Raw genomic sequence first — 17,346 nt, 5'->3', positions numbered from 1 at the left:
TCTCATGGCGCTCTGACATTTAAATCTTAGCCGGAAGATCTCTAATTAAGATTCGAGATCGTCTGGAAGATCGCGGTGATCATCAGATAGGCCATCGCGCCAATGAGGCCGGCCATGATGATGAGCACGGTGGGCATGACGAGGGCCATGATCCGCTGGAGATCCTTGTCGAGTTCCTTGTCATAGCGCTCGGCGGCGCGGCGCAGGGACATGTCGATTTTCCCGGTTTGCTCGCCGACGGAAATCATGTCGATGAGCAGCGGCGGGAAAGCACCGTTGCGGATGAGGGCCTTGGAAAACGAACGACCGTCGCCGACCTGGGCGATGACCTTGTCGAGCTCGACGCGGAGCGAGCGGTTCTGTGTGGCGTCGCGGGAAAGCTCGAGGGCGCGGAGCAGCGGAAGACCGTTGCCGACGAGGTTGGCCATGGTTTCGAGGAACTGGACGTAGAAACGGCTGGTGATGACAGGACCAATGAGCGGCAGCTTCAGCTTGACCCGGTCCCATGTGGGCTTGTTCGCCTCGTTGTCCTTCCAAGCCTTGAAGAAGATGAATCCTGCGATGAGGGTGAGGACCACGACGAGCCACCACTTGCTCAGGAAATCGGAAACGGCAATGAGGATGGCGGCACCTAACGGAACTTTGCCGCCAGGCGAGCTTTCGATCAGGGCGGTAAGCTGCGGGATGAGCGTGGTGACGAAAACGATGGAAACGCCGATGCCTGCCAGCACCAGGAAGGCCGGATAGATCATCGCGAGAATCAGGCGGGCCTGCAGCTCGGCGAGGGTCTTGAGATAGTGCGCCTGGCGCTTGAGAATGACGTCGAGAGCGCCGGATGCCTCACCGGCCGCGGCCAGCGAACAATACAGCGGTCCGAAGCTCGGGCTGACTTTCTTCAAAGCGACGGAGAAATTGACGCCGTCTCTAACGATCTGACGGATCTTGAAGGAAACGGCCTTGAGATTTCCCAGCTCTTGCCGATTTTCCATCGACTTGAGCGCCGGTTCCAACTGGAGGCCGGCACCTAACATATCGGAAAGCTCCTCGGTGAAGAGCACCACTTCCTGGCGCTTCAGCTTGATCGGCCCGTCCGGAATCGGAGTTTCCTTGGTATCGGCCTTGGACTTCGAGCGGTCGGCTTCCTCGGATTTCGCCTTCGAGTTGGCCGTCGTCTTCTTGGTGGCGGCGGCAACGGCGGTTTCCTTGAGATTGACCGGCTGCAGGCCCTTTCGATCCAACAACCGCAGCGCTTCCGGGCGGTCGGTGGCGTCGATTTCCCCGGTGGTGACGGAACCGTTGGCAGCTAGGGCTTTGTAGGCGAAGAGAGGCATCGTTGGTAAAACTGAAATGCTGAAAGCAGAAATTTACTCCGCGCCACCGATATCGGAGGAGGTGACGGAAATGACTTCCTCGATCGTCGTCTCGCCCTTCATCACCTTGTGCCAGCCGTACTCGCGCATCGGGATGTAGCCGTCGCGCACGGCTTGCGCGCGGAGGGCCACGGACTGGGCGCGGTGGGCGACGAGTTCCTGCATCGGTTGGGTGAGGATGATGACTTCGTAAATCGCGAAACGGCCGGTGAAACCGGTCATCCGGCAGCGGTCGCAGCCTTTCGGCGAATAACATTGGCCGGGAAGATGCAGCGGGATGCCGAGATCGCGCTTGTCCTGCTCGCTGACCTCGCGCGGAACCTTGCAGTTCGCACAGAGTTTTCTAACGAGACGTTGCGCGAGGAACGCGCGGACGGCGGCCGAAACGAGGAACGGCTCCACGCCCATATCGACGAGACGGCTGATGCCGCCCATGGCGTCGTTGGTGTGGAGGGTGGAGAAAACCAAGTGACCTGTGAGCGACGCGCGGATGGCGATTTCCGCAGTCTCAAGGTCCCGGATTTCCCCGATCATCACGATGTTCGGGTCGGCACGGAGAATGGAACGCAGCGCGGTGGCGAAAGTCAGGCCGATCTCGTTTTTCACGGCGATCTGCATGACGCCGGTGAGTTTGTTTTCCACCGGGTCTTCGACGGTGACGATGCGCCGCTCGGGGTGGTTCACTTCCGTTAGGAACGAGTAGAGACTTGTCGATTTACCCGATCCGGTCGGGCCGGTGATCAGGATGATGCCGTTGGGCAGATGCAGGATCGACTCAATCTTTTTCAAGACGAACGGCTCCATGCTGAGCTTCGCAATGTTGAATTTCTCCTGGTTGAGGAGACGCAGGGAAACGCTCTCGCCTTCGACGGTCGGCACGGTGGCAACCCGGACGTCGATCGTCGCGCCTTCGAACTGGAGGTTGATCCGTCCGTCCTGCGGCACGCGGCGCTCGGCGATGTCGAGGCGGGCCATGATTTTCAAACGGGCAATCACGGAGCTTTGCAGCGCCTTGATGTTTTCCGGCACGGCGATCTCGATCAGGCGGCCGTCGATGCGGTAACGGATGCGGAGGTTCGTGCTGAGCGGCTCGACGTGAATATCGGTCGCGCGCTGATCGAGCGCTTCGCGGATGATCTGGTTGACGAATTTGACGACGGAGGCTTCCTCGTCGTCGTCCTGGTCAATGACGTTGGCTTCGTCCTCGCCGCTTTCGATCTGATCGTAATCGAAATCGCGGCCTTCCAGGATCTGCTCGAACGTGTCGGCACCGACCCCGTAGAGTCGACGAAGCGCTTCGTAGAGGCGCTTGCGGGACGCCATGCACCAGTCGATGGGTAGCGTGAGCTCCTGCGCTGCGGCTTGGCGAGCAACGAGGTTAAAAGGATCGAACGTGCAGAGCTTCAGTCGCTTGTGGTCCCCTTCCCCGGTGATGGCGACGGGCAACAAGCGATGCCGCAAGGCGATCCGCGGCCCACAGGCTTCGCGCAACGGCAGCGGCACTTCCGGCATTGGAATACTCTCAAGCCATTCAATACCAAGATCATGCGCCAGTTCGGCCATGTATTTTTCCTCATCGACCACGTCGGCATCCAGCACGTCGTCGATCGGTGATCGCTGGCGTTGGACTGCGGCTCGCAGGACTTCGGTAAGCGCGGGGATGTCCTCGCAACCGGTGCGACGAGCGGGTTCAATCAAAAGCTGTGACATGAGTGGCGACTTCTTGTCCCTTAAAACCTCCCCGGGCGCAATCTTGTCTCTTGAATTTGTCCAAATCGGCTGTTTCCGGGGAAATGTAGGGGCGGATGGGAGAAATTACCCTCTCCTTTCCGAAATCAGACCAACCCTTCCGCCTACCGGGAAAATCAACCATCAGTCGCCACTTTACCCGCTTGATCCTTGAGAGCCGACGAGAAATAATCCCACTCCAGATCACCCAAACTCCGACAGTGTGGAGGGAACGAAATGCGTTGTTAGGTCCACAAAAGGAAAAGATCCGGATGCTCCCATTCAAACGATTCTACAACGTTTCAGCCGTAATCCTGAGTGTCCTTGTCGCGATCTCCGTGATTGGCAGCGTCGGCTCGGGTGAGTTTGGCGTCGGCATGGCGATTATCCCGCTGTCGATTGCAGCCTTGGCTCTCTTCCCGATATTCTGGAGAGGCGGCATCCTTGCGAATCCACGCCTGTCGATCAGCATTGCTGCCCTATTCACCATCGCAGCGGGGCTCATGGTCGCGTTGGGCTTCCTGAACTTTGTGCAGACACGTGGTGGCGGGGTCGCCAATCCCCACGGTTCGCCACTTGCCGACATGATCGCTCTCGCGTTTGGAGCGGCTGTCGGCTTTTGTCCGTGGCTACTTACCACTATCCGAGGCTTGCCTCACTGGAACAATCGCCACCCGGCCTAACAATTATCGGCGGGGAAGCGACAATAAGCACTTCAATCTCAAGGTCATTTAACTCCAAAACTGAATTGGGCTTGCCGGCACTTTCCACCTCCATCTCATCTCCAACCCGCTTCGCGGGCCAAATGAATTTCGCGGTCCATTCGTGTGGCGTCACGGGGATCTGACCCGAATTTTCCCGAAAATACCCGTGCGGTTCGGCCCGCAGCGTGCATCCTCTCCGACGTGTCGTATCTGGAAATCAAGAATCTCCACACCCATTTCACCCGCCGCAGCGGGACCATTTTCTCACCGTCCAAGCAGGTCGTCCGCGCCGTGGACGGGGTAAGTCTCAACCTAGAAAAAGGTGAAATCCTCGGTCTCGTCGGCGAATCGGGCTGCGGGAAATCGACGCTGTCGCGGACCATCATGCAGCTCATTCCGGCGACTTCCGGCTCGATTATCTTGAATGGCGAGGATCTTTCGCAGCTCTCAGGATCGGAAGTCCGCAAGCGGCGGCTCGATTTCCAGATGGTTTTCCAAGATCCCTACGCCTCGTTGAATCCGCGGATGACGATTTTTTCGACCCTCGCCGAGGCGGTGCGCCAGCGCCATCCGAAGCTCAAGGGCGACGCCCTCTTCAAACGCGTGGAAACCCTCATGGCCACCGTCGGCCTCGACGCAAGAGTCATGCGGAAATACCCGCACGAGTTTTCCGGCGGCCAACGCCAGCGCATCGCGATCGCCCGTGCGCTCGCCCCCGAGCCAAAGCTGATCATCGCGGACGAACCCGTCTCCGCACTCGATGTTTCCATCCAGTCGCAGATTCTGAACCTCATCACTTCGCTACAAAAAGACCTCGGCCTGACGATGATCTTCATCTCCCACGACCTCGGCGTCGTCCACTACATCGCCGACCGCATCGCCGTCATGTATCAGGGAAAAATCGTCGAGTCCGGCCCGGCGGGAAAAGTTTTCCACGAGCCGCAAGCGGATTACACGAAGCGTTTGTTAGAATCGATTCCGAAACTGGCGGCACACGGTTAAATCCGGCGCGGCTTCACTTTTCAAAAAATTCCGCCATGAAAAAGTCTGTTCTAACCACGGTCGAAACCCGCACCGCACGCCGCCGTGCGGAATGGAAAGTCGTGGTCGCCGACAGCTTCGCCGACGCGGAGGCCGATACACGGGCCTACTGGCGCGCGGCGACTCCCGCGGAACGACTGAATGCTCTCGAAACCCTGCGCGAACCCTTCTATGGCAAAGATCAAATTGGCGGCCGACTTCAGCGATTTCTTGAAGTTGTGCCTCTGAAAAATTTGGAAGAGCTGCCCTAACGAAATTCAAGCCCGCGGCTTGCTGTGAATCTTCAGGCCGTCAGCTTCCAGCTCGTTCCGAAGCCTTCGCAGAATCGCCACCGCGGTGGGTCCGTCGCCGTGGACACAGAGGGTTTCGACATTTCCGGACCCCGCGAGGCCGATGGCACGGGCGACCGCCTCATCCACATCCTTGATCACCGCGCCGGGCTCGTTTCTTGGCATCAGCGAACCGTTCGCCAGATACCGCCGGTCGGCGAAACCTTCGGGACAAATGGTCAGACCCACCGCCTGGCCGGCTTCGGCAAGTCGGCTGTTAGGCAGGGCGTAGAGCATTGCGCGGGGGGAAATTTTTGTGATTCCGGCGACCACGGCGGCGGCGAAAAGCGCGTCGCGGTCCGCCTGATTGTAGAGTGCGCCGTGCGGTTTCACATGATGCAGCGGAGCTCCGGCTGCCTCGGCCAGCTTTGCCAGTTTCTCGACCTGCCGCGCCACCAGATCGGTGACCCGGTCCAACGGAAACGACATCGCCCGCCGTCCGAAATGTTCGCGGTCTTCGTAGCCCGGATGCGCGCCGATCGCCACGCCGGAAGCCATCGCGAGATCAATCGTGCGGCGCATCGTTTCCTCGTCACCGGCATGCCCGCCGCAGGCGATGTTCGCCGAACTGACGAGGCCGAGCAAAGCCGCATCCTCGCCACCGCCTTCACCGAGGTCCGCATTCAGGTCAATCTCTCGCATCGCGTTCATTTTAACAGCTTCAATCCGGTCCGCAACCACTTGAAATCCCGTTCTTCCCGTTGGCGCAGCTTCCACGCCGTTTCTAACGTGATTTCACGAAATCTCAAGATCGTTCCGGGCCAGGCACGCGCTAATTTCGGCAAATCCACGGAAATCACGTGGCCGATCTGCGGGTAGCCGCCGATCGTCTGGCGTTCGGCCAGCAAAATGATCGGCTGACCGTCCGGCGGCACCTGCACCGAACCACACGCAACCGGCTGGGAAACCATTTCACGCGGTTCGGCAAGTTCCAGATCCGCCCCGGCGAGCCGCGCTCCCACCCGGTCGGAGTTGGGTGTTAGCTGGTAGGCAGTCTCGCGGAAACGCCGCAACGCCTCGGTGGAAAACCAATTTTCCTGCGCACCCTGCACGAACCTCAGTTCGATCTCGGATGCTTTGAAATTTTCCGCCCGTCCGGCAAACCAATCGCCACACGGCGGAACGGATCCCGGATTTCCCACCGTCAGCCGGTCGCCTGCCTTCAAGGTCCGCCCGCCGAATCCCGCCCGCACATCGGTCGCGGCGCTGCCGAGCACCGAGTCCACCCGGATCCCACCGGCGACTGATAGATAGGCGCGGACTCCGCCGGGGAGATTCGCAAAATCCACAGTTTCGCCATCGGCCACCCGACGCGGTTTGCCGCTGGATCCGGTGAGCGCGACAGTGGCGGCTCCATGGAATTTCAAAACCGGGCCGCGCACGCAAAGTTCCAAAGCGGCCGCGTCTTCGTCGTTTCCCACCAGCAGATTGGCAAGGCGCAAGGCGTGCCGATCCACCGCGCCGCCCGGAGAAACGCCGGACGATTCATGGCCCGGCCGTCCGAGATCCTGCACTGTTGTCAAACCTCCTGGCGAAATCACTTCGATCCAGGATGAACTTGTTAGCTCAACCGCCGGCAACGATCTTCCTACCTGCACCGGTTCAATTTTCGATACCGGCACGAAGCGCACCCGGTCACCCGGCTGGAGCATGGCCGGTCTCACAGCCAGCGGATCAAACAACGTCTCCCCCACCCTTCCCAACACGTGCCAGCCGCCCGGCGAGGTGAACGGATAGATCCCGGCCTGTCCGCCCGCCACCGCCACGGATCCCGCGGGCACCGCCAATCGCGGCGTTGATCGCCGGGGCACGTTCAGGCGCTCCGGCAAGCCTAGCAAATACGGAAACCCCGGCGAAAATCCGACCGCCGCCACCGTGTAAGCCGCACCGGAATGCAACGCGATCACCTCCTCCGTGGACAACCCGACCCTTTCCGCCACTTCTTCCAGATCCCGCCCCCATTCGCCGCCGTAGCAGACCGATATCCGCTTCTCCTCACCCGCCGGAAGTTGGTCTTTTACCGTCACCGACCCGATCCATTCCCGCACTTCCACGCCATCGGCCACGCCAAAATGCACCGCCACCGAGGCGAACGAAGGCACCACGTCCAATACTCCGGCAGGTCGGTTGCTCTTCAAGGCCTCCACCAATCCGGTCACCCGCGCCAGCGCCGTTTCACCGGATAGCCCGGGAAACTCCACCAACCATGCGGAATCGCCGAGCGGCTTAAGCGTCATGGACGGAGCTTGGCACGATCCCGCAGGCTTGCCAATCCCGGCGAATGGATGAACTTTAAGGGGGAAGGGACGGCTCGTCCCCTCGCATGGACGAGACGTCCATGCCCCCTATCAGTTCCGGATGAAACCGCTCGCCGTCATTTCCCTTCTCAGCCTGGGATCTCTCGCGTCGTGTGAGAAAAACAAAAAATCCGCGCCAGCCATGGTTGAAGCCACCGCCACTCCACTTCCCTCCGACGACCGCGCGGCCGTAGCCGCCGCCAAGGTCCGCCCCGGTCTTGAGCGTGATCTATCAGCAGTGGGCCTGCATTCCGGCGATCCCGTGTTCATCCGCGCGTTCAAGCAGGAAAATGAGTTCGAGCTCTTCGTCCGCAACCGCGCGACGGGAAAATTCGACCTGTTCCGCACCTATCCGATCGCCGCCGCGTCGGGGATTCTCGGGCCGAAGCTCGCCGAGGGCGACATGCAGGTGCCGGAGGGATTTTATTTCGTCCCGCCGGACGCGATGAAGCCGGACAGCCAGTTCCACCTCGCCTTCAACATCGGATATCCCAACGAATATGACCGGGCGCATGATCGCAACGGCACGTTCATCATGGTCCATGGCAACCGCGTTTCCATCGGCTGCCTTGCGATGACCGATGAGAAGATCGATGAAATCTACACGCTGTGCGATGCCGCGCATCACGGCGGCCAGCCGTTTTTCCGCGTCCACATTTTCCCTTTCCGCATGACTGACGAGCGGATGGAAAAATCCGCCGGCAGCGGCAATGAGGAGTTCTGGCTGAATCTCAAGGAAGGCTACGACCTGTTTGAGAAAACACACGTTCCACCGGAAGTCTCGGTGGTCGGTGGACGGTATCGGTTTCAGTGAACTACGTCTTCGTAGGTAGTTCAGCCCTTTAGGGCGTCTTCGGTACGCGGCGATGAAGACGCCCTAAAGGGCTGAGCTACGAACAATAGCGGAGTCCAATACGACAACCATCTAACTCCCCCAGCTCCAGCGCTCCGGGTGCCATAGGTAGCCTTCGCCGACCGGCAGCACGTGGCCGATTCCCGGCCATGGGACGTGGAATCCGTAACAACGCGTCCGCTCCGCCGCCGCTTGCGCGAAAACCCGTTTGCGCGTTTCGATTCCTAACATCGGATCGTGATCGAAGGCGATGAACCAGTTGGGATTGTGAAACATGAATCCGTGGTGGTGCGAAAGATCCACGAAGTGCAGCAGCGATTCGTTGCCCGACTTGATCCGGAAAATCGCGTGGCCCGCGGTGTGGCCTGGCGCTGCTTCGATGGTCACCGCGCCGTTGAAAAACTGACTGCCCGCCTTCACCGGTTGTGAGACGCCCTTTAGGATTTCGAACTGATTGCGGACCTCCTTGATCATGCCCGGCAGCTCGGCGCGGTTACGCTTCGTTTTCGAGAAATCCGGCTCGGCCGCGTGCCAGAAATCATATTCCTCCGGCAGATAATAGAACGCCGCGTTTGGAAACGCCGGTTTTCCACCCATCACAAATCCTGCGAGGTGGTCGGCGTGCGAGTGGCTAAGGAAACCGGCGGTCACTTGCTCCGGCGTGATCCCCGCCTGCCGCAAGCCGTCCTGCAACCAGCCGATGTTCGCCGAGTCCCGCTCGCCGAAACCGGCATCGAAGAGGACGATTTCCTTGCCGATCCGCACCACCAAGATATTGACGTAGAGTGGGATACCGTCCATCCGCTCGCCGTGGCCTGCCAGCCAGTCGGTCATTTCCGGATGCGCTTCCGGCGGCCACATCAGATCGATTCCGCGGAAAAGCATGTGCCCATCGCTGATCGACCACGCGTCGAACTCACCTATCTTGAATTGATAGACCAGCGCGTTGGCGTGGATTTTCGGTGCCGGTGCCGGTTTCGTATCCTCACCCAACGCCACGCCACTGGCAGCCGCCGCCGCGAAAATCCCGCTTAAAAACGACCGCCGTCCGAATCCCGGTGCTGAGTTTGACTCCATGATGCGCTCCATACGAACCAATCAAGGGCCAAGTTTCGCCGGATGCAATCCCCCAGTAAGTAGGGTCTGACTCCGGCTGACCCTGCGGGACGCCGGGCTTTCAGCATTTATTTACTGCGAACTGCCGATCAAGCGGTGAATCAGGAAATACGTCCGGCGGTTCACCTTTCCCGGCTTTTCATCCCATCCCCTTCCGCACAGGTCGGCCGAAATCCGACCCTCCTTATTTCACCGCTTCGACGGTGATCAACAAGCGCCGTTCAACCGCTAGGTCGTCGCTTTTGATACCGAAGTTCATGGTGCTTCCAGAGGGCATTTCGTCCCAAATGTTAGGAAATTGTCCGGGTTCGTCGCCGAACGCGTGGCTGGCAATATTGATGAGTTTCAAATTCTTCGAAGCCATGGCGGAAACGTTCAATCCCGGGAATTCCGGCCACGGTGTGTCTTGTTCGTTCAATGGCATTTCCACGGTTTTCAGCTTACGAATTTTTGCCCGGGGATCGTTCTTGATTTTGGCAGCCACCTTGGGATCAGACGGGGTCAAACCGATGACCAATCCATCGCCGGGAGGCCTGGGGGCTTTGAGCGGGATCTCGACGAGCACCGCATTGAGACGCAACTTTCCCTTCACTAGGGGTGATGGCAAGGCCTTGGGCGGGAGATTTTTTCCGTCCGGGATACGGCCACCGGATGTAGGAATGGACTCGTTTCGGCTGCCGCCATCCGGAGCCAATTTGCCGTTCCCCTCCAGCAGTCTTCCCTCGGCATTGATGAAGTCAACATGGGCGAAAACGGTCAGAAATTTTCCGGGTTCGATTTCCCCGAGGTCGGAGCAAACGGTGTAGCCGGAGGGAATTCGGCCGTTGATGGATCGTTTCACGGCTTTGATCGTTTCCGGATTTATGTTCTCCGGCGGCTTGGCATCGGTATCGATCAAAGGTTGGTAAATTCCAGGGACGAAGCGGTAGTCCACGCTTTGTTCCAGTTCCAACATCTCCGCGGTGGGCACGAGTTCGGGCGAATCCCCAGGAACCGGACGGGGGAACTCTTCAGGAAAGCGAGGGGTAAATGTCAACGAGATGCCGACGAAAGGAACTTCGGATTTCGGTCCCCTCCTGGCGATTTGCTGGCGGGTGCCAGGGATCTCCCGAATGATTTCAATGGTTGCCGGTTCACCGGATTGAGTCGTGACGCTCGGAGCCGTGCAAAGATAGGTGCCGCGGTTTTGAGCAAAACCTCCGCACCAAGGAGAAAGGTCTTGGGAAACTGGAAAAAGGCTTAGTAGCCCTTAGAAACCCTTAGGTGACGGGGACTAGAGCGGATTTGACGGCTAACGGGAATGTAAAAAGGTTTTGTGAAGAAACCGGGCTGAAATAGCCGAAGTGGAAGAGGTTTTGTTAACTTTTCGGACAGGTTGTCGGGAAAGCGGCCATTCAGCCGGTTTACGGGACGCCCGCTGGAAATGCCGCACGGTGCGGCATTTATCTGGCAGGATGAGTGCCCTGGTCACCGAAATTCATCCAAGTGCATCCATTGAATCGAGAAGCTTCAACAGATCCATACGCAGTTTTTCAGCCTTCGCGCAAGACTCCCGCATTCGTTCAATTTCGGTTCCGATCTCGTTGCCCAGAGAAATCAGAGCAGCAAGTCGTTCTTTGTAATTCATGTCCCCCAAGAGTTCGCGCACTTCTCGTTCTGTGTCGAAGGCGATTCGGAGTCTCATTTCCATCTTCTCAGTAACCACCCTCTTCCCCTCCCTAATCTCGTAAAAAAGGGAACGGGATATTCCGACGAAGCGGCACGCTTGCGCCGTTGTGTGACGAAATCGGACACAAAAATCAGAGAAAGTGTCCAAAAATACTCGCGTCCTGTCCGATTCGTCTTGCATCTGTGTCCGATATGTCCGATTTCTTGCGTGCGAGCATGGTCGCCGGAGTAGCCCGGACCCACAAGCCCAAAGCCTTACGGATACGTGAAACAGTCCCCCACATCGCAAAGCAAAAACGCCAACTGCCGCTTTCCAGGGAGTTTCGTGGCAGCACGGCAGCTAGGGATTACTCACAACCACCTCCGCAGGGTTCTAGCAGGTGAACGCGAAAGCAAATCCCTTATGAAGCGGTGGAACGATTGGCTGCAAGCCAACCCCGAATTTCTCCTGGCCAATCAGGCCAAAGCCGCCGCCGCGAATCCAGCGGTCTAACAAAAGAACCAGAACCAACAAACTATGAAATCTGCCATGCCAGTAGTTAGCGCCGATTCCCCCCCGAGTCGGTTTTATTGGACCCTCAACCGGATGGGATCATTCGGCACCCCCGAACAAATGGAAAAATGGGGCCTTGGCCCGGAAAGGGTGAAAGCTCCGCATGAGGGCCTAACATCCGGCCCGCCGCACCCCACTGCCAAGGAACTGATGCGGGAGCTGCGTCAGAAAGGGTGGTCACCCAAACGATTCTCTGATGGATCTGGGAACACTCTCGCCAGGGTGGAAGTTTCACCCACTGGATTCAACGTCGTTAATTTCCCGAGCTATTCGGCAGCGTGTGCGGATGACTCGCGGCGTGCGGCCGTTGCGAAAGTAGCAAAGGCCGCCGCCCCCGCGTGCGGGGAATATGAATACACCAAGCCCACCACCTCGCTCCGCGAACTGGCGGCAATGGTTGTGTTAGGGGCGGAGCTTCAGAACCCGAAATTCCGGGAGTCCACCGGGATCTCTGACGCAGTGGCTGCCAAACCCGCAAAAGTGCTAGAATTTGTCCTAATGAGGCTGGCCTATTGGGGCGGTGAGGAACCAAAGGCGCTTTGGTGGGCGCTGAAAGTCCCCAAAATCAGCCTTCTGACAAAGGCGGATAGGGGCCGCTTCACGGAACGGGTCGTGAGAATAGCCCTAATGGATGGGGACACCCTGGAGAGCTTTCTAGCGGCGTATGCGAAGGTTTATCAAACCAGCCGCGCTGGATCCTCCGAACCGTCGGCAACCCTTCCTGCTTTCCACCCTTCACGCCGCCCCCGCAAGCGCAGCACCGCAGCCGCCTAACATCAACCGTTCTCAACCAGCCAAACCATGAGCACACAAACACCTCAGTATTCCGCGCGCAAAAAGCGCCGCCTCGAACTCTTCCAGGCGATCACCTCAACCCTGATCGCAGGCCATAGCATGAACACCCTGAAAAGCATTTCAGGAATGTCGGTCTCGAAAGTATCCCACGCCGTGGGGGTTTCCAGAGAACAGGGGGAACAGTGGATGAACCTTAACGACATGTTCGTCAAAAGATTCGGCAGTAAGGAACTAGCCAAGTGGGATGACACGGAAAGTGTCACCCTGAAACCTTCGCTGTTAGTCGATTTTCTCTCTCAACCAGCCATCACCTCGTTAGTTGCGGAGATCCTAGCGATCTCCGCAACTAACATTCAACGCTGTATTGCCCGAACTTAAATCATGAAACACGAGATCCTGCCCTTTAATCCCGAAAACCTTGTGTCTGGACCGGAGGCTTCCACCCTGTCTCCCCTACAAGTCGCCGCCGCCGCCGCTAGTCTGGCGAACTTCGAAACGGCCCGCGCCGGACTGTCCCATTGGTCCGCCCAAGTTAAACTCTGCGCCCGTGCCACCCTTGCCGCCACTACCATGGCGGGCCTCCACCTCCGCGCTCTCCGGGTGTTCTGCTTCGGTGATCGGACCGTTGGACGGCCGAAAAGAATGCCGCAGAGTGTTACATTTTCCAATTGGGAAACCCTTTTGACCGATGTAGCCGGAATCAGCCGGGACACAGGCGAGCGCTGGATGAAGATCGCCGATGCGGTCGAGGCCATGGCCGCGAAGGAAGGCGTCGATGTTATTTCCATCTGCCAAACAGCGCCCTGGGATTGGACGCCGGAAGAGTCCGAGAAAATCGGCGACGCCGTTCACAAACTCACCCAGGACAAGACGCAGCGGCAGTTACTCCAAGCGGATTTCATTTCCGGTCTCGGATACGTCGAACCCGAGCGGATCAACGGTTCCAATAATCCGTTGGGACACAACGGTGGCAAGAAACAGCCCGAGGCCACTGCCGAGGCGAAGGTTGAAGCAAACCGGCTCCTCGCCCGCACCGCTCTTTTCGGCCACAATTCCGAAGATCACCGCCCGCGTCCCGGCTCTCCAGCTTTCTGGATGAATGCCCTGGTCGATGCGGACGGCAAAGGCGAACTCGCCAAGCATCCGTTAGCATCCCTTTCAAAGAAGGAACTTCGGGATCTCCGTGATCTGCTTTTCAAGCCGACAATGGACGCGTTCAACAAACTTTGCGACTGACATGCCAGGCATTCCAACACGAATTATGCTCTGCGAGCTGCTAGGAGTTCCAGAAGCCTTATCAGGGAAGGCCCTTGAAACCAAGATGGCTGCTTTCAAGGCCGATCTCGCCAATCTCAAAAGCCGTGCCGCAGAAGCCGATACCCTTGAAACGGAAAACGAAACGCTCAGGGCGGAAGCCGCCCGCGTCATGTGCGCCGCCCTCAATCATGACGGCTCCAGGGAACATGATGCCAAAGACCGCTTCTCGGCTATCCACATGAAAACGCTGGCCTTGGAACATCTGAAAGGCCGTCTCCACCAGCACCCCTTGGCGTCCTTACCCAAGGAGGAACTCAGGAACATCCATACTCTTTTGATCAAGCCATTCTTCGATGCCTGGGAAGCGCTCTGCGAGTAACTCCCCCGGTCTAGCCGACAATCTCACCTAACATAAAATAAAATGATCGCACGATCCTCCGCCATTATCCCACTCACACCCCTTGCCGATCACACCAACAAGGAAGGTTATTTCATCCTCGCCACCGGAGCTTTGGTTAGTTCCGCGACTGCCACGCTGCCGCTTGGCTGCATCAGCGAAGGATTCGATATCTACGGCAAAGACTCCGTCGCCCTGCCCAACTTCGGCGGGACCGTGAAGGTCAAGCTGGGTGCCACGCCCGGCGCTGTCATCGCCGGTTCCTCGCTGGTTCTCCAGGCGGACGGAACCACCAAACTCGACCCCGGCACAGGCACGGCCCGCATTCGCGTGGCCCGCGCCCTCGAAGCCGGTGTCGCCCAGGAACTCATTGAAGCCTATCTGGTCGATCCCGCCATTCTCGCCTAACAAATCACCCTTAAATCAACGCGCTAACACAAAAAGACAATGTCTGCATCATCCGCCAAACGAAACACTTTCCTCTCGACCTACGCGAGCGGACTGGCCCAGGACCGCAAGAATTCCCTGGCCAACTTCATCGCTCCCGTCGTCGCAGTCGGGGCCGCTTCCGGGCAATATAAGAAATACAACTCCAAGAATGATTTTCAGGTTCTGGACACCTCGCGTGCCATTGCCGGTCCCCGCAAGCGCATCGAATTCCTAGCAACGGACCCGTTTTTTAACTGTCTCCCGCAAGGGCTTGAAACCGGCCTTGACGATCACGAACGCAAGCTTGCGGGTGACGGCGTGCAGGCGCTTGAACAATCCAGAATCAAAAACCTCGTCGGGGCGGCTCTCACCTCGCACGAGAAAAAGGTTTTCGACATCGTGAAGGCTGCCAAGGCCGCGACCGGTGGCGTCGGTGTCTGGTCAAACGCCGCCATTGATCCGGTTGCCGAAATCGACGCGCAGATTCTCGACATTGCCACGGCAACCGGCCAAATGGCGAACCGGATCATCTTCGGGCTCGGTGCCTGGCAGGTGTTCCGAAATCACGCCCTGGTCAAAGCCCGCCAACCTGGAGCGGAAGTCGTCGGCGTCCAAGGCGACCAGGCGATGCGGATGGTGCTCAACCCGCAGATGGACTTCCGCATCGGCATCATGTCGGCGGACGCCACCAAGTTCGGCGCGGCCGCTAACAATGTCAACATCGTCGGCGCGGAGGTCTTCGTCTTCTACTCCTCTGAAGACCCGGACCAAATGGACGCGAGCTTCGCCAAGACCTTCGCAACCACCGGCAGCATGATCGACGGCGTGCGTGAATACCGCGAGGAAAACGCGGCATCCGACATCTTCTTCGTAGACTGGACGGAAGACATCCAAGTGGTCGCCACCGAGTGCGGACGCCGCATGACGATTTCCTGATTTGGTTCCGGTTCGTGCGGCGGGCGGAAACAACGCCCGCCGCATCACCGGAACCAACTCTAACCACCCTGTCTAATCATTATGATTGATCACCCTTATCTGCCAGGCAAAGCGATCATCCTTTCACGCCTGCCTGCGCAGGATTGGTTTACGGTGGAAGAGGCGGCCGAGTACTCCGGCTGGGGCCGTTCATTCATTCGCCTCCGTGTTTTGAGCGGCGAACTTCCCGCGCAGAAAAGCATGGGCACCGATTCCAGGCATCCTCGGAAACACCTCTATTATCGAATCCATGTCGATGATCTTGCCCTTTTCATTCTCAGCAACGGCAGCGGCAAATACTCCGAGGAGAAGCCGTTCCGCGATATCGTTTCGATTGTCCGGACATGGCCGCTCTGGATGATCCGAGAGCTCCAAAAATCGTTAAACCGGCTTTTCCCGGCTCAAGCCGCGAACCCAACTAACAAACCCGCGAATGGCGGGGATGAAACTTTATCGTAAATGTCACGCCCAAGAAACCAGAAGCGAGTGGGGAAAGGATTTGTTTCGCATGGAGTGCAGTCCTTTCTCTCCGTTGTTGGATGCGGCCCGGTTGGTTTCCCGGTGGCTCGCTTCTGGTTTCTTGGGCGTGGCGAAAATCCCGCAGAATCGCTCCAAACGCCTCCAGACCCATCACGGGGGCGGATAGCAGGGGGAAACCCTCGCACGGGGCAAACCACGCGTCGCACGGGACCCTCTCGCGGCAACCTTAGATTTTCAACACACCCTCTCAAACTCCATTTCCAGAAATCACCAATCCCACCAATATGAAAACCACCCTTTCTTGCACCGGCCGCTTCCGCGATCTATCCGCCTTCAACAAGACGCCGAAGCCTTGGACCCACATCGCCACTTTGGGTGAGTTCCCTGGCACCGTGGACATTCCCGCCGGTTATGATGTTCCTGGTTACGGGGTGGCGACTGAAGACATGTCCGTCGAGGGGCTGACCGTTTTTGACAAACCCGTGTTGGAAAGTCTGGTGAAAGGATTCCAAGGCGGCATTCTGATCGACGCTGATCACTTATCCCACGACATGGCCCAAAGCACGGAGGCCTTGGGATGGGGTCAGGCCATGCGCTACGGTGCGGACGGCAAGGAATTGGAGCTGGAAACCGAATGGACGCCGCCCGGCCGGGAAAAGATCACCACTCAGGTCTATCGCTATATCTCCCCCGAGTTCTCCGGCTCCGTGCGTTATGAAAGCGGAACCTTCAAATTCTACCCCGCAGCACTAACAGGCGCAGGGCTGACCAACCGCCCCAAGCTGAAAGTGCTCCGGCCCGTGAGTGCAAACCGCGATCCTAATCCAGCCAATCCTTCAAACAACAAGGCGCTGGCTCTGCTCTGTCGGATGTTAGGAGTTCCCGAAACCACTCCCGAGGCTGAGCTTGAAACGAAATCCACGGCATTATTGGCCGACATCGCCACCGCCAAGGGACTCGCCGCCTCGATGGAAGCGCAAGTGCAAGCACTTCGCGACGAAGCCTTGTCCCGCGATCTCGAAACCTACAAGGAAGTGATCGGAGATCCGGAAGCAGCGAAGCAGCTTTTGCAAGTCAACCGCGCCGCCGCCATTAAGATCTTCGACGGCATGCTCGTGAAGCGAGTCCCCTATACGCCGCCTGAGCGGGTCTTCCAAAAGAACCGCGCCACACCTCCGGACGGCAGAAAGTTTTTCGGTGACTCTGATAGAGACGAAACCCAGTGCAGAGCCCTCGTCGCTACCGTGCAGAACCGGGAAAAATGTAACTTTTCCACCGCGTGGGAAATCGCCAAGGCTGAGAAGCCGGAATTGTTTTAACCTCGAATCGACAACATCCAAAAAAAGTTAGTTAT

Annotated in this window: 19 protein-coding genes; 12 read left to right on the top strand and 7 right to left on the bottom strand. The window is 58.3% G+C overall.

The window, feature by feature from the left end; genetic code table 11:
* Positions 1 to 41: 41 nt before the first annotated feature.
* Together ABIQ96_RS05655 and ABIQ96_RS05650 are read right to left on the bottom strand one after the other, a co-directional pair.
* Positions 42 to 1,331 (bottom strand): type II secretion system F family protein, encoded by a 1,290-nt coding sequence (locus tag ABIQ96_RS05655; protein ID WP_348213586.1) that lies wholly within the window; start codon positions 1,329 to 1,331, stop codon positions 42 to 44.
* 33 nt (positions 1,332 to 1,364) lie between these two features.
* Entirely contained in the window at positions 1,365 to 3,080 is a 1,716-nt protein-coding gene (locus ABIQ96_RS05650) for a GspE/PulE family protein (protein ID WP_348213585.1), read from the bottom strand.
* A 95-nt stretch (positions 3,081 to 3,175) separates the two neighbouring features.
* On the opposite strand from ABIQ96_RS05650, the gene ABIQ96_RS05645 reads away from it, so the two are divergent.
* The 3 genes from ABIQ96_RS05645 to ABIQ96_RS05635 all read left to right on the top strand — a co-directional run bounded on the left by ABIQ96_RS05645 (position 3,176) and on the right by ABIQ96_RS05635 (position 5,094).
* Entirely contained in the window at positions 3,176 to 3,781 is a 606-nt protein-coding gene (locus tag ABIQ96_RS05645; RefSeq protein ID WP_348213584.1) for a hypothetical protein, read from the top strand.
* Positions 3,782 to 4,003: 222 nt separating this feature from the next.
* Entirely contained in the window at positions 4,004 to 4,804 is an 801-nt protein-coding gene (locus tag ABIQ96_RS05640) for an ATP-binding cassette domain-containing protein (RefSeq protein WP_348213583.1), read from the top strand.
* Positions 4,805 to 4,839: 35 nt separating this feature from the next.
* The gene (locus ABIQ96_RS05635; protein WP_348213582.1) at positions 4,840 to 5,094 is read left to right on the top strand and encodes a hypothetical protein; all 255 of its coding nucleotides are present in this window, start codon (positions 4,840 to 4,842) and stop codon (positions 5,092 to 5,094) included.
* Positions 5,095 to 5,100: 6 nt separating this feature from the next.
* On the opposite strand, the gene ABIQ96_RS05630 is transcribed toward ABIQ96_RS05635, so the two are convergent.
* Both ABIQ96_RS05630 and pxpB read right to left on the bottom strand, forming a co-directional pair.
* Positions 5,101 to 5,814 carry a 5-oxoprolinase subunit PxpA gene (locus ABIQ96_RS05630; RefSeq protein ID WP_348213581.1) on the bottom strand — a complete coding sequence of 238 codons (714 nt, stop codon included), beginning with the start codon at positions 5,812 to 5,814 and terminating at the stop codon, positions 5,101 to 5,103.
* 5 nt (positions 5,815 to 5,819) lie between these two features.
* On the bottom strand, positions 5,820 to 7,409 hold the full coding sequence (gene pxpB, locus ABIQ96_RS05625) for a 5-oxoprolinase subunit PxpB (RefSeq protein WP_348213580.1): 1,590 nt from the start codon (positions 7,407 to 7,409) through the stop codon (positions 5,820 to 5,822).
* Positions 7,410 to 7,530: 121 nt separating this feature from the next.
* Between pxpB and ABIQ96_RS05620 the strand changes: the two genes are divergently transcribed.
* Entirely contained in the window at positions 7,531 to 8,283 is a 753-nt protein-coding gene (locus ABIQ96_RS05620) for a murein L,D-transpeptidase family protein (protein WP_348213579.1), read from the top strand.
* A 111-nt stretch (positions 8,284 to 8,394) separates the two neighbouring features.
* Here the strand turns inward: ABIQ96_RS05620 and ABIQ96_RS05615 are convergent, their stop codons facing one another.
* The 3 genes from ABIQ96_RS05615 to ABIQ96_RS05605 all read right to left on the bottom strand — a co-directional run bounded on the left by ABIQ96_RS05615 (position 8,395) and on the right by ABIQ96_RS05605 (position 11,065).
* Entirely contained in the window at positions 8,395 to 9,399 is a 1,005-nt protein-coding gene (locus tag ABIQ96_RS05615) for an MBL fold metallo-hydrolase (RefSeq protein WP_348213578.1), read from the bottom strand.
* A gap of 223 nt (positions 9,400 to 9,622) precedes the next feature.
* Entirely contained in the window at positions 9,623 to 10,408 is a 786-nt protein-coding gene (locus tag ABIQ96_RS05610; protein ID WP_348213577.1) for a hypothetical protein, read from the bottom strand.
* A 507-nt stretch (positions 10,409 to 10,915) separates the two neighbouring features.
* A complete protein-coding gene (locus ABIQ96_RS05605) occupies positions 10,916 to 11,065 on the bottom strand; it encodes a hypothetical protein (protein WP_348213576.1) in 150 nt (49 codons plus the stop codon).
* Positions 11,066 to 11,635: 570 nt separating this feature from the next.
* Between ABIQ96_RS05605 and ABIQ96_RS05600 the strand changes: the two genes are divergently transcribed.
* The 8 genes from ABIQ96_RS05600 to ABIQ96_RS05565 all read left to right on the top strand — a co-directional run bounded on the left by ABIQ96_RS05600 (position 11,636) and on the right by ABIQ96_RS05565 (position 17,311).
* Entirely contained in the window at positions 11,636 to 12,433 is a 798-nt protein-coding gene (locus ABIQ96_RS05600; RefSeq protein WP_348213575.1) for a hypothetical protein, read from the top strand.
* Positions 12,434 to 12,460: 27 nt separating this feature from the next.
* A complete protein-coding gene (locus ABIQ96_RS05595; protein WP_348213574.1) occupies positions 12,461 to 12,832 on the top strand; it encodes a hypothetical protein in 372 nt (123 codons plus the stop codon).
* Between the two features lie 3 nt (positions 12,833 to 12,835).
* Positions 12,836 to 13,690 carry a hypothetical protein gene (locus tag ABIQ96_RS05590; protein WP_348213573.1) on the top strand — a complete coding sequence of 285 codons (855 nt, stop codon included), beginning with the start codon at positions 12,836 to 12,838 and terminating at the stop codon, positions 13,688 to 13,690.
* A gap of 1 nt (position 13,691) precedes the next feature.
* Positions 13,692 to 14,090 (top strand): hypothetical protein, encoded by a 399-nt coding sequence (locus ABIQ96_RS05585; protein WP_348213572.1) that lies wholly within the window; start codon positions 13,692 to 13,694, stop codon positions 14,088 to 14,090.
* 42 nt (positions 14,091 to 14,132) lie between these two features.
* Positions 14,133 to 14,516 (top strand): hypothetical protein, encoded by a 384-nt coding sequence (locus tag ABIQ96_RS05580; protein WP_348213571.1) that lies wholly within the window; start codon positions 14,133 to 14,135, stop codon positions 14,514 to 14,516.
* Positions 14,517 to 14,555: 39 nt separating this feature from the next.
* Positions 14,556 to 15,473, top strand: coding sequence for a hypothetical protein (locus ABIQ96_RS05575; protein WP_348213570.1), 918 nt, complete (start codon positions 14,556 to 14,558; stop codon positions 15,471 to 15,473).
* 81 nt (positions 15,474 to 15,554) lie between these two features.
* A complete protein-coding gene (locus ABIQ96_RS05570) occupies positions 15,555 to 15,971 on the top strand; it encodes a hypothetical protein (RefSeq protein WP_348213569.1) in 417 nt (138 codons plus the stop codon).
* A gap of 305 nt (positions 15,972 to 16,276) precedes the next feature.
* Positions 16,277 to 17,311: a phage protease gene (locus ABIQ96_RS05565; RefSeq protein ID WP_348213568.1), complete on the top strand. Its 1,035-nt coding sequence runs from the start codon at positions 16,277 to 16,279 to the stop codon at positions 17,309 to 17,311.
* Positions 17,312 to 17,346 lie beyond the last annotated feature (35 nt).

Origin of the sequence: Luteolibacter sp., assembly GCF_039920825.1 — a bacterium.
Lineage (GTDB): Bacteria > Verrucomicrobiota > Verrucomicrobiia > Verrucomicrobiales > Akkermansiaceae > Luteolibacter.
This window is presented reverse-complemented; position numbering and strand designations above follow the sequence as displayed.

Coding starts and splice junctions, on each gene's coding strand:
- ABIQ96_RS05595 (WP_348213574.1), top strand. CDS start 12,461: ATGAGCACACAAACACCTCAGTATTCCGCGCGCAAAAAGCGCCGCCTC.
- pxpB (WP_348213580.1), bottom strand. CDS start 7,409: ATGACGCTTAAGCCGCTCGGCGATTCCGCATGGTTGGTGGAGTTTCCC.
- ABIQ96_RS05580 (WP_348213571.1), top strand. CDS start 14,133: ATGATCGCACGATCCTCCGCCATTATCCCACTCACACCCCTTGCCGAT.
- ABIQ96_RS05605 (WP_348213576.1), bottom strand. CDS start 11,065: ATGAATTACAAAGAACGACTTGCTGCTCTGATTTCTCTGGGCAACGAG.
- ABIQ96_RS05615 (WP_348213578.1), bottom strand. CDS start 9,399: ATGGAGTCAAACTCAGCACCGGGATTCGGACGGCGGTCGTTTTTAAGC.
- ABIQ96_RS05590 (WP_348213573.1), top strand. CDS start 12,836: ATGAAACACGAGATCCTGCCCTTTAATCCCGAAAACCTTGTGTCTGGA.
- ABIQ96_RS05570 (WP_348213569.1), top strand. CDS start 15,555: ATGATTGATCACCCTTATCTGCCAGGCAAAGCGATCATCCTTTCACGC.
- ABIQ96_RS05600 (WP_348213575.1), top strand. CDS start 11,636: ATGCCAGTAGTTAGCGCCGATTCCCCCCCGAGTCGGTTTTATTGGACC.
- ABIQ96_RS05620 (WP_348213579.1), top strand. CDS start 7,531: ATGAAACCGCTCGCCGTCATTTCCCTTCTCAGCCTGGGATCTCTCGCG.
- ABIQ96_RS05575 (WP_348213570.1), top strand. CDS start 14,556: ATGTCTGCATCATCCGCCAAACGAAACACTTTCCTCTCGACCTACGCG.
- ABIQ96_RS05655 (WP_348213586.1), bottom strand. CDS start 1,331: ATGCCTCTCTTCGCCTACAAAGCCCTAGCTGCCAACGGTTCCGTCACC.
- ABIQ96_RS05565 (WP_348213568.1), top strand. CDS start 16,277: ATGAAAACCACCCTTTCTTGCACCGGCCGCTTCCGCGATCTATCCGCC.
- ABIQ96_RS05630 (WP_348213581.1), bottom strand. CDS start 5,814: ATGCGAGAGATTGACCTGAATGCGGACCTCGGTGAAGGCGGTGGCGAG.
- ABIQ96_RS05585 (WP_348213572.1), top strand. CDS start 13,692: ATGCCAGGCATTCCAACACGAATTATGCTCTGCGAGCTGCTAGGAGTT.
- ABIQ96_RS05635 (WP_348213582.1), top strand. CDS start 4,840: ATGAAAAAGTCTGTTCTAACCACGGTCGAAACCCGCACCGCACGCCGC.
- ABIQ96_RS05650 (WP_348213585.1), bottom strand. CDS start 3,080: ATGTCACAGCTTTTGATTGAACCCGCTCGTCGCACCGGTTGCGAGGAC.
- ABIQ96_RS05645 (WP_348213584.1), top strand. CDS start 3,176: ATGGGAGAAATTACCCTCTCCTTTCCGAAATCAGACCAACCCTTCCGC.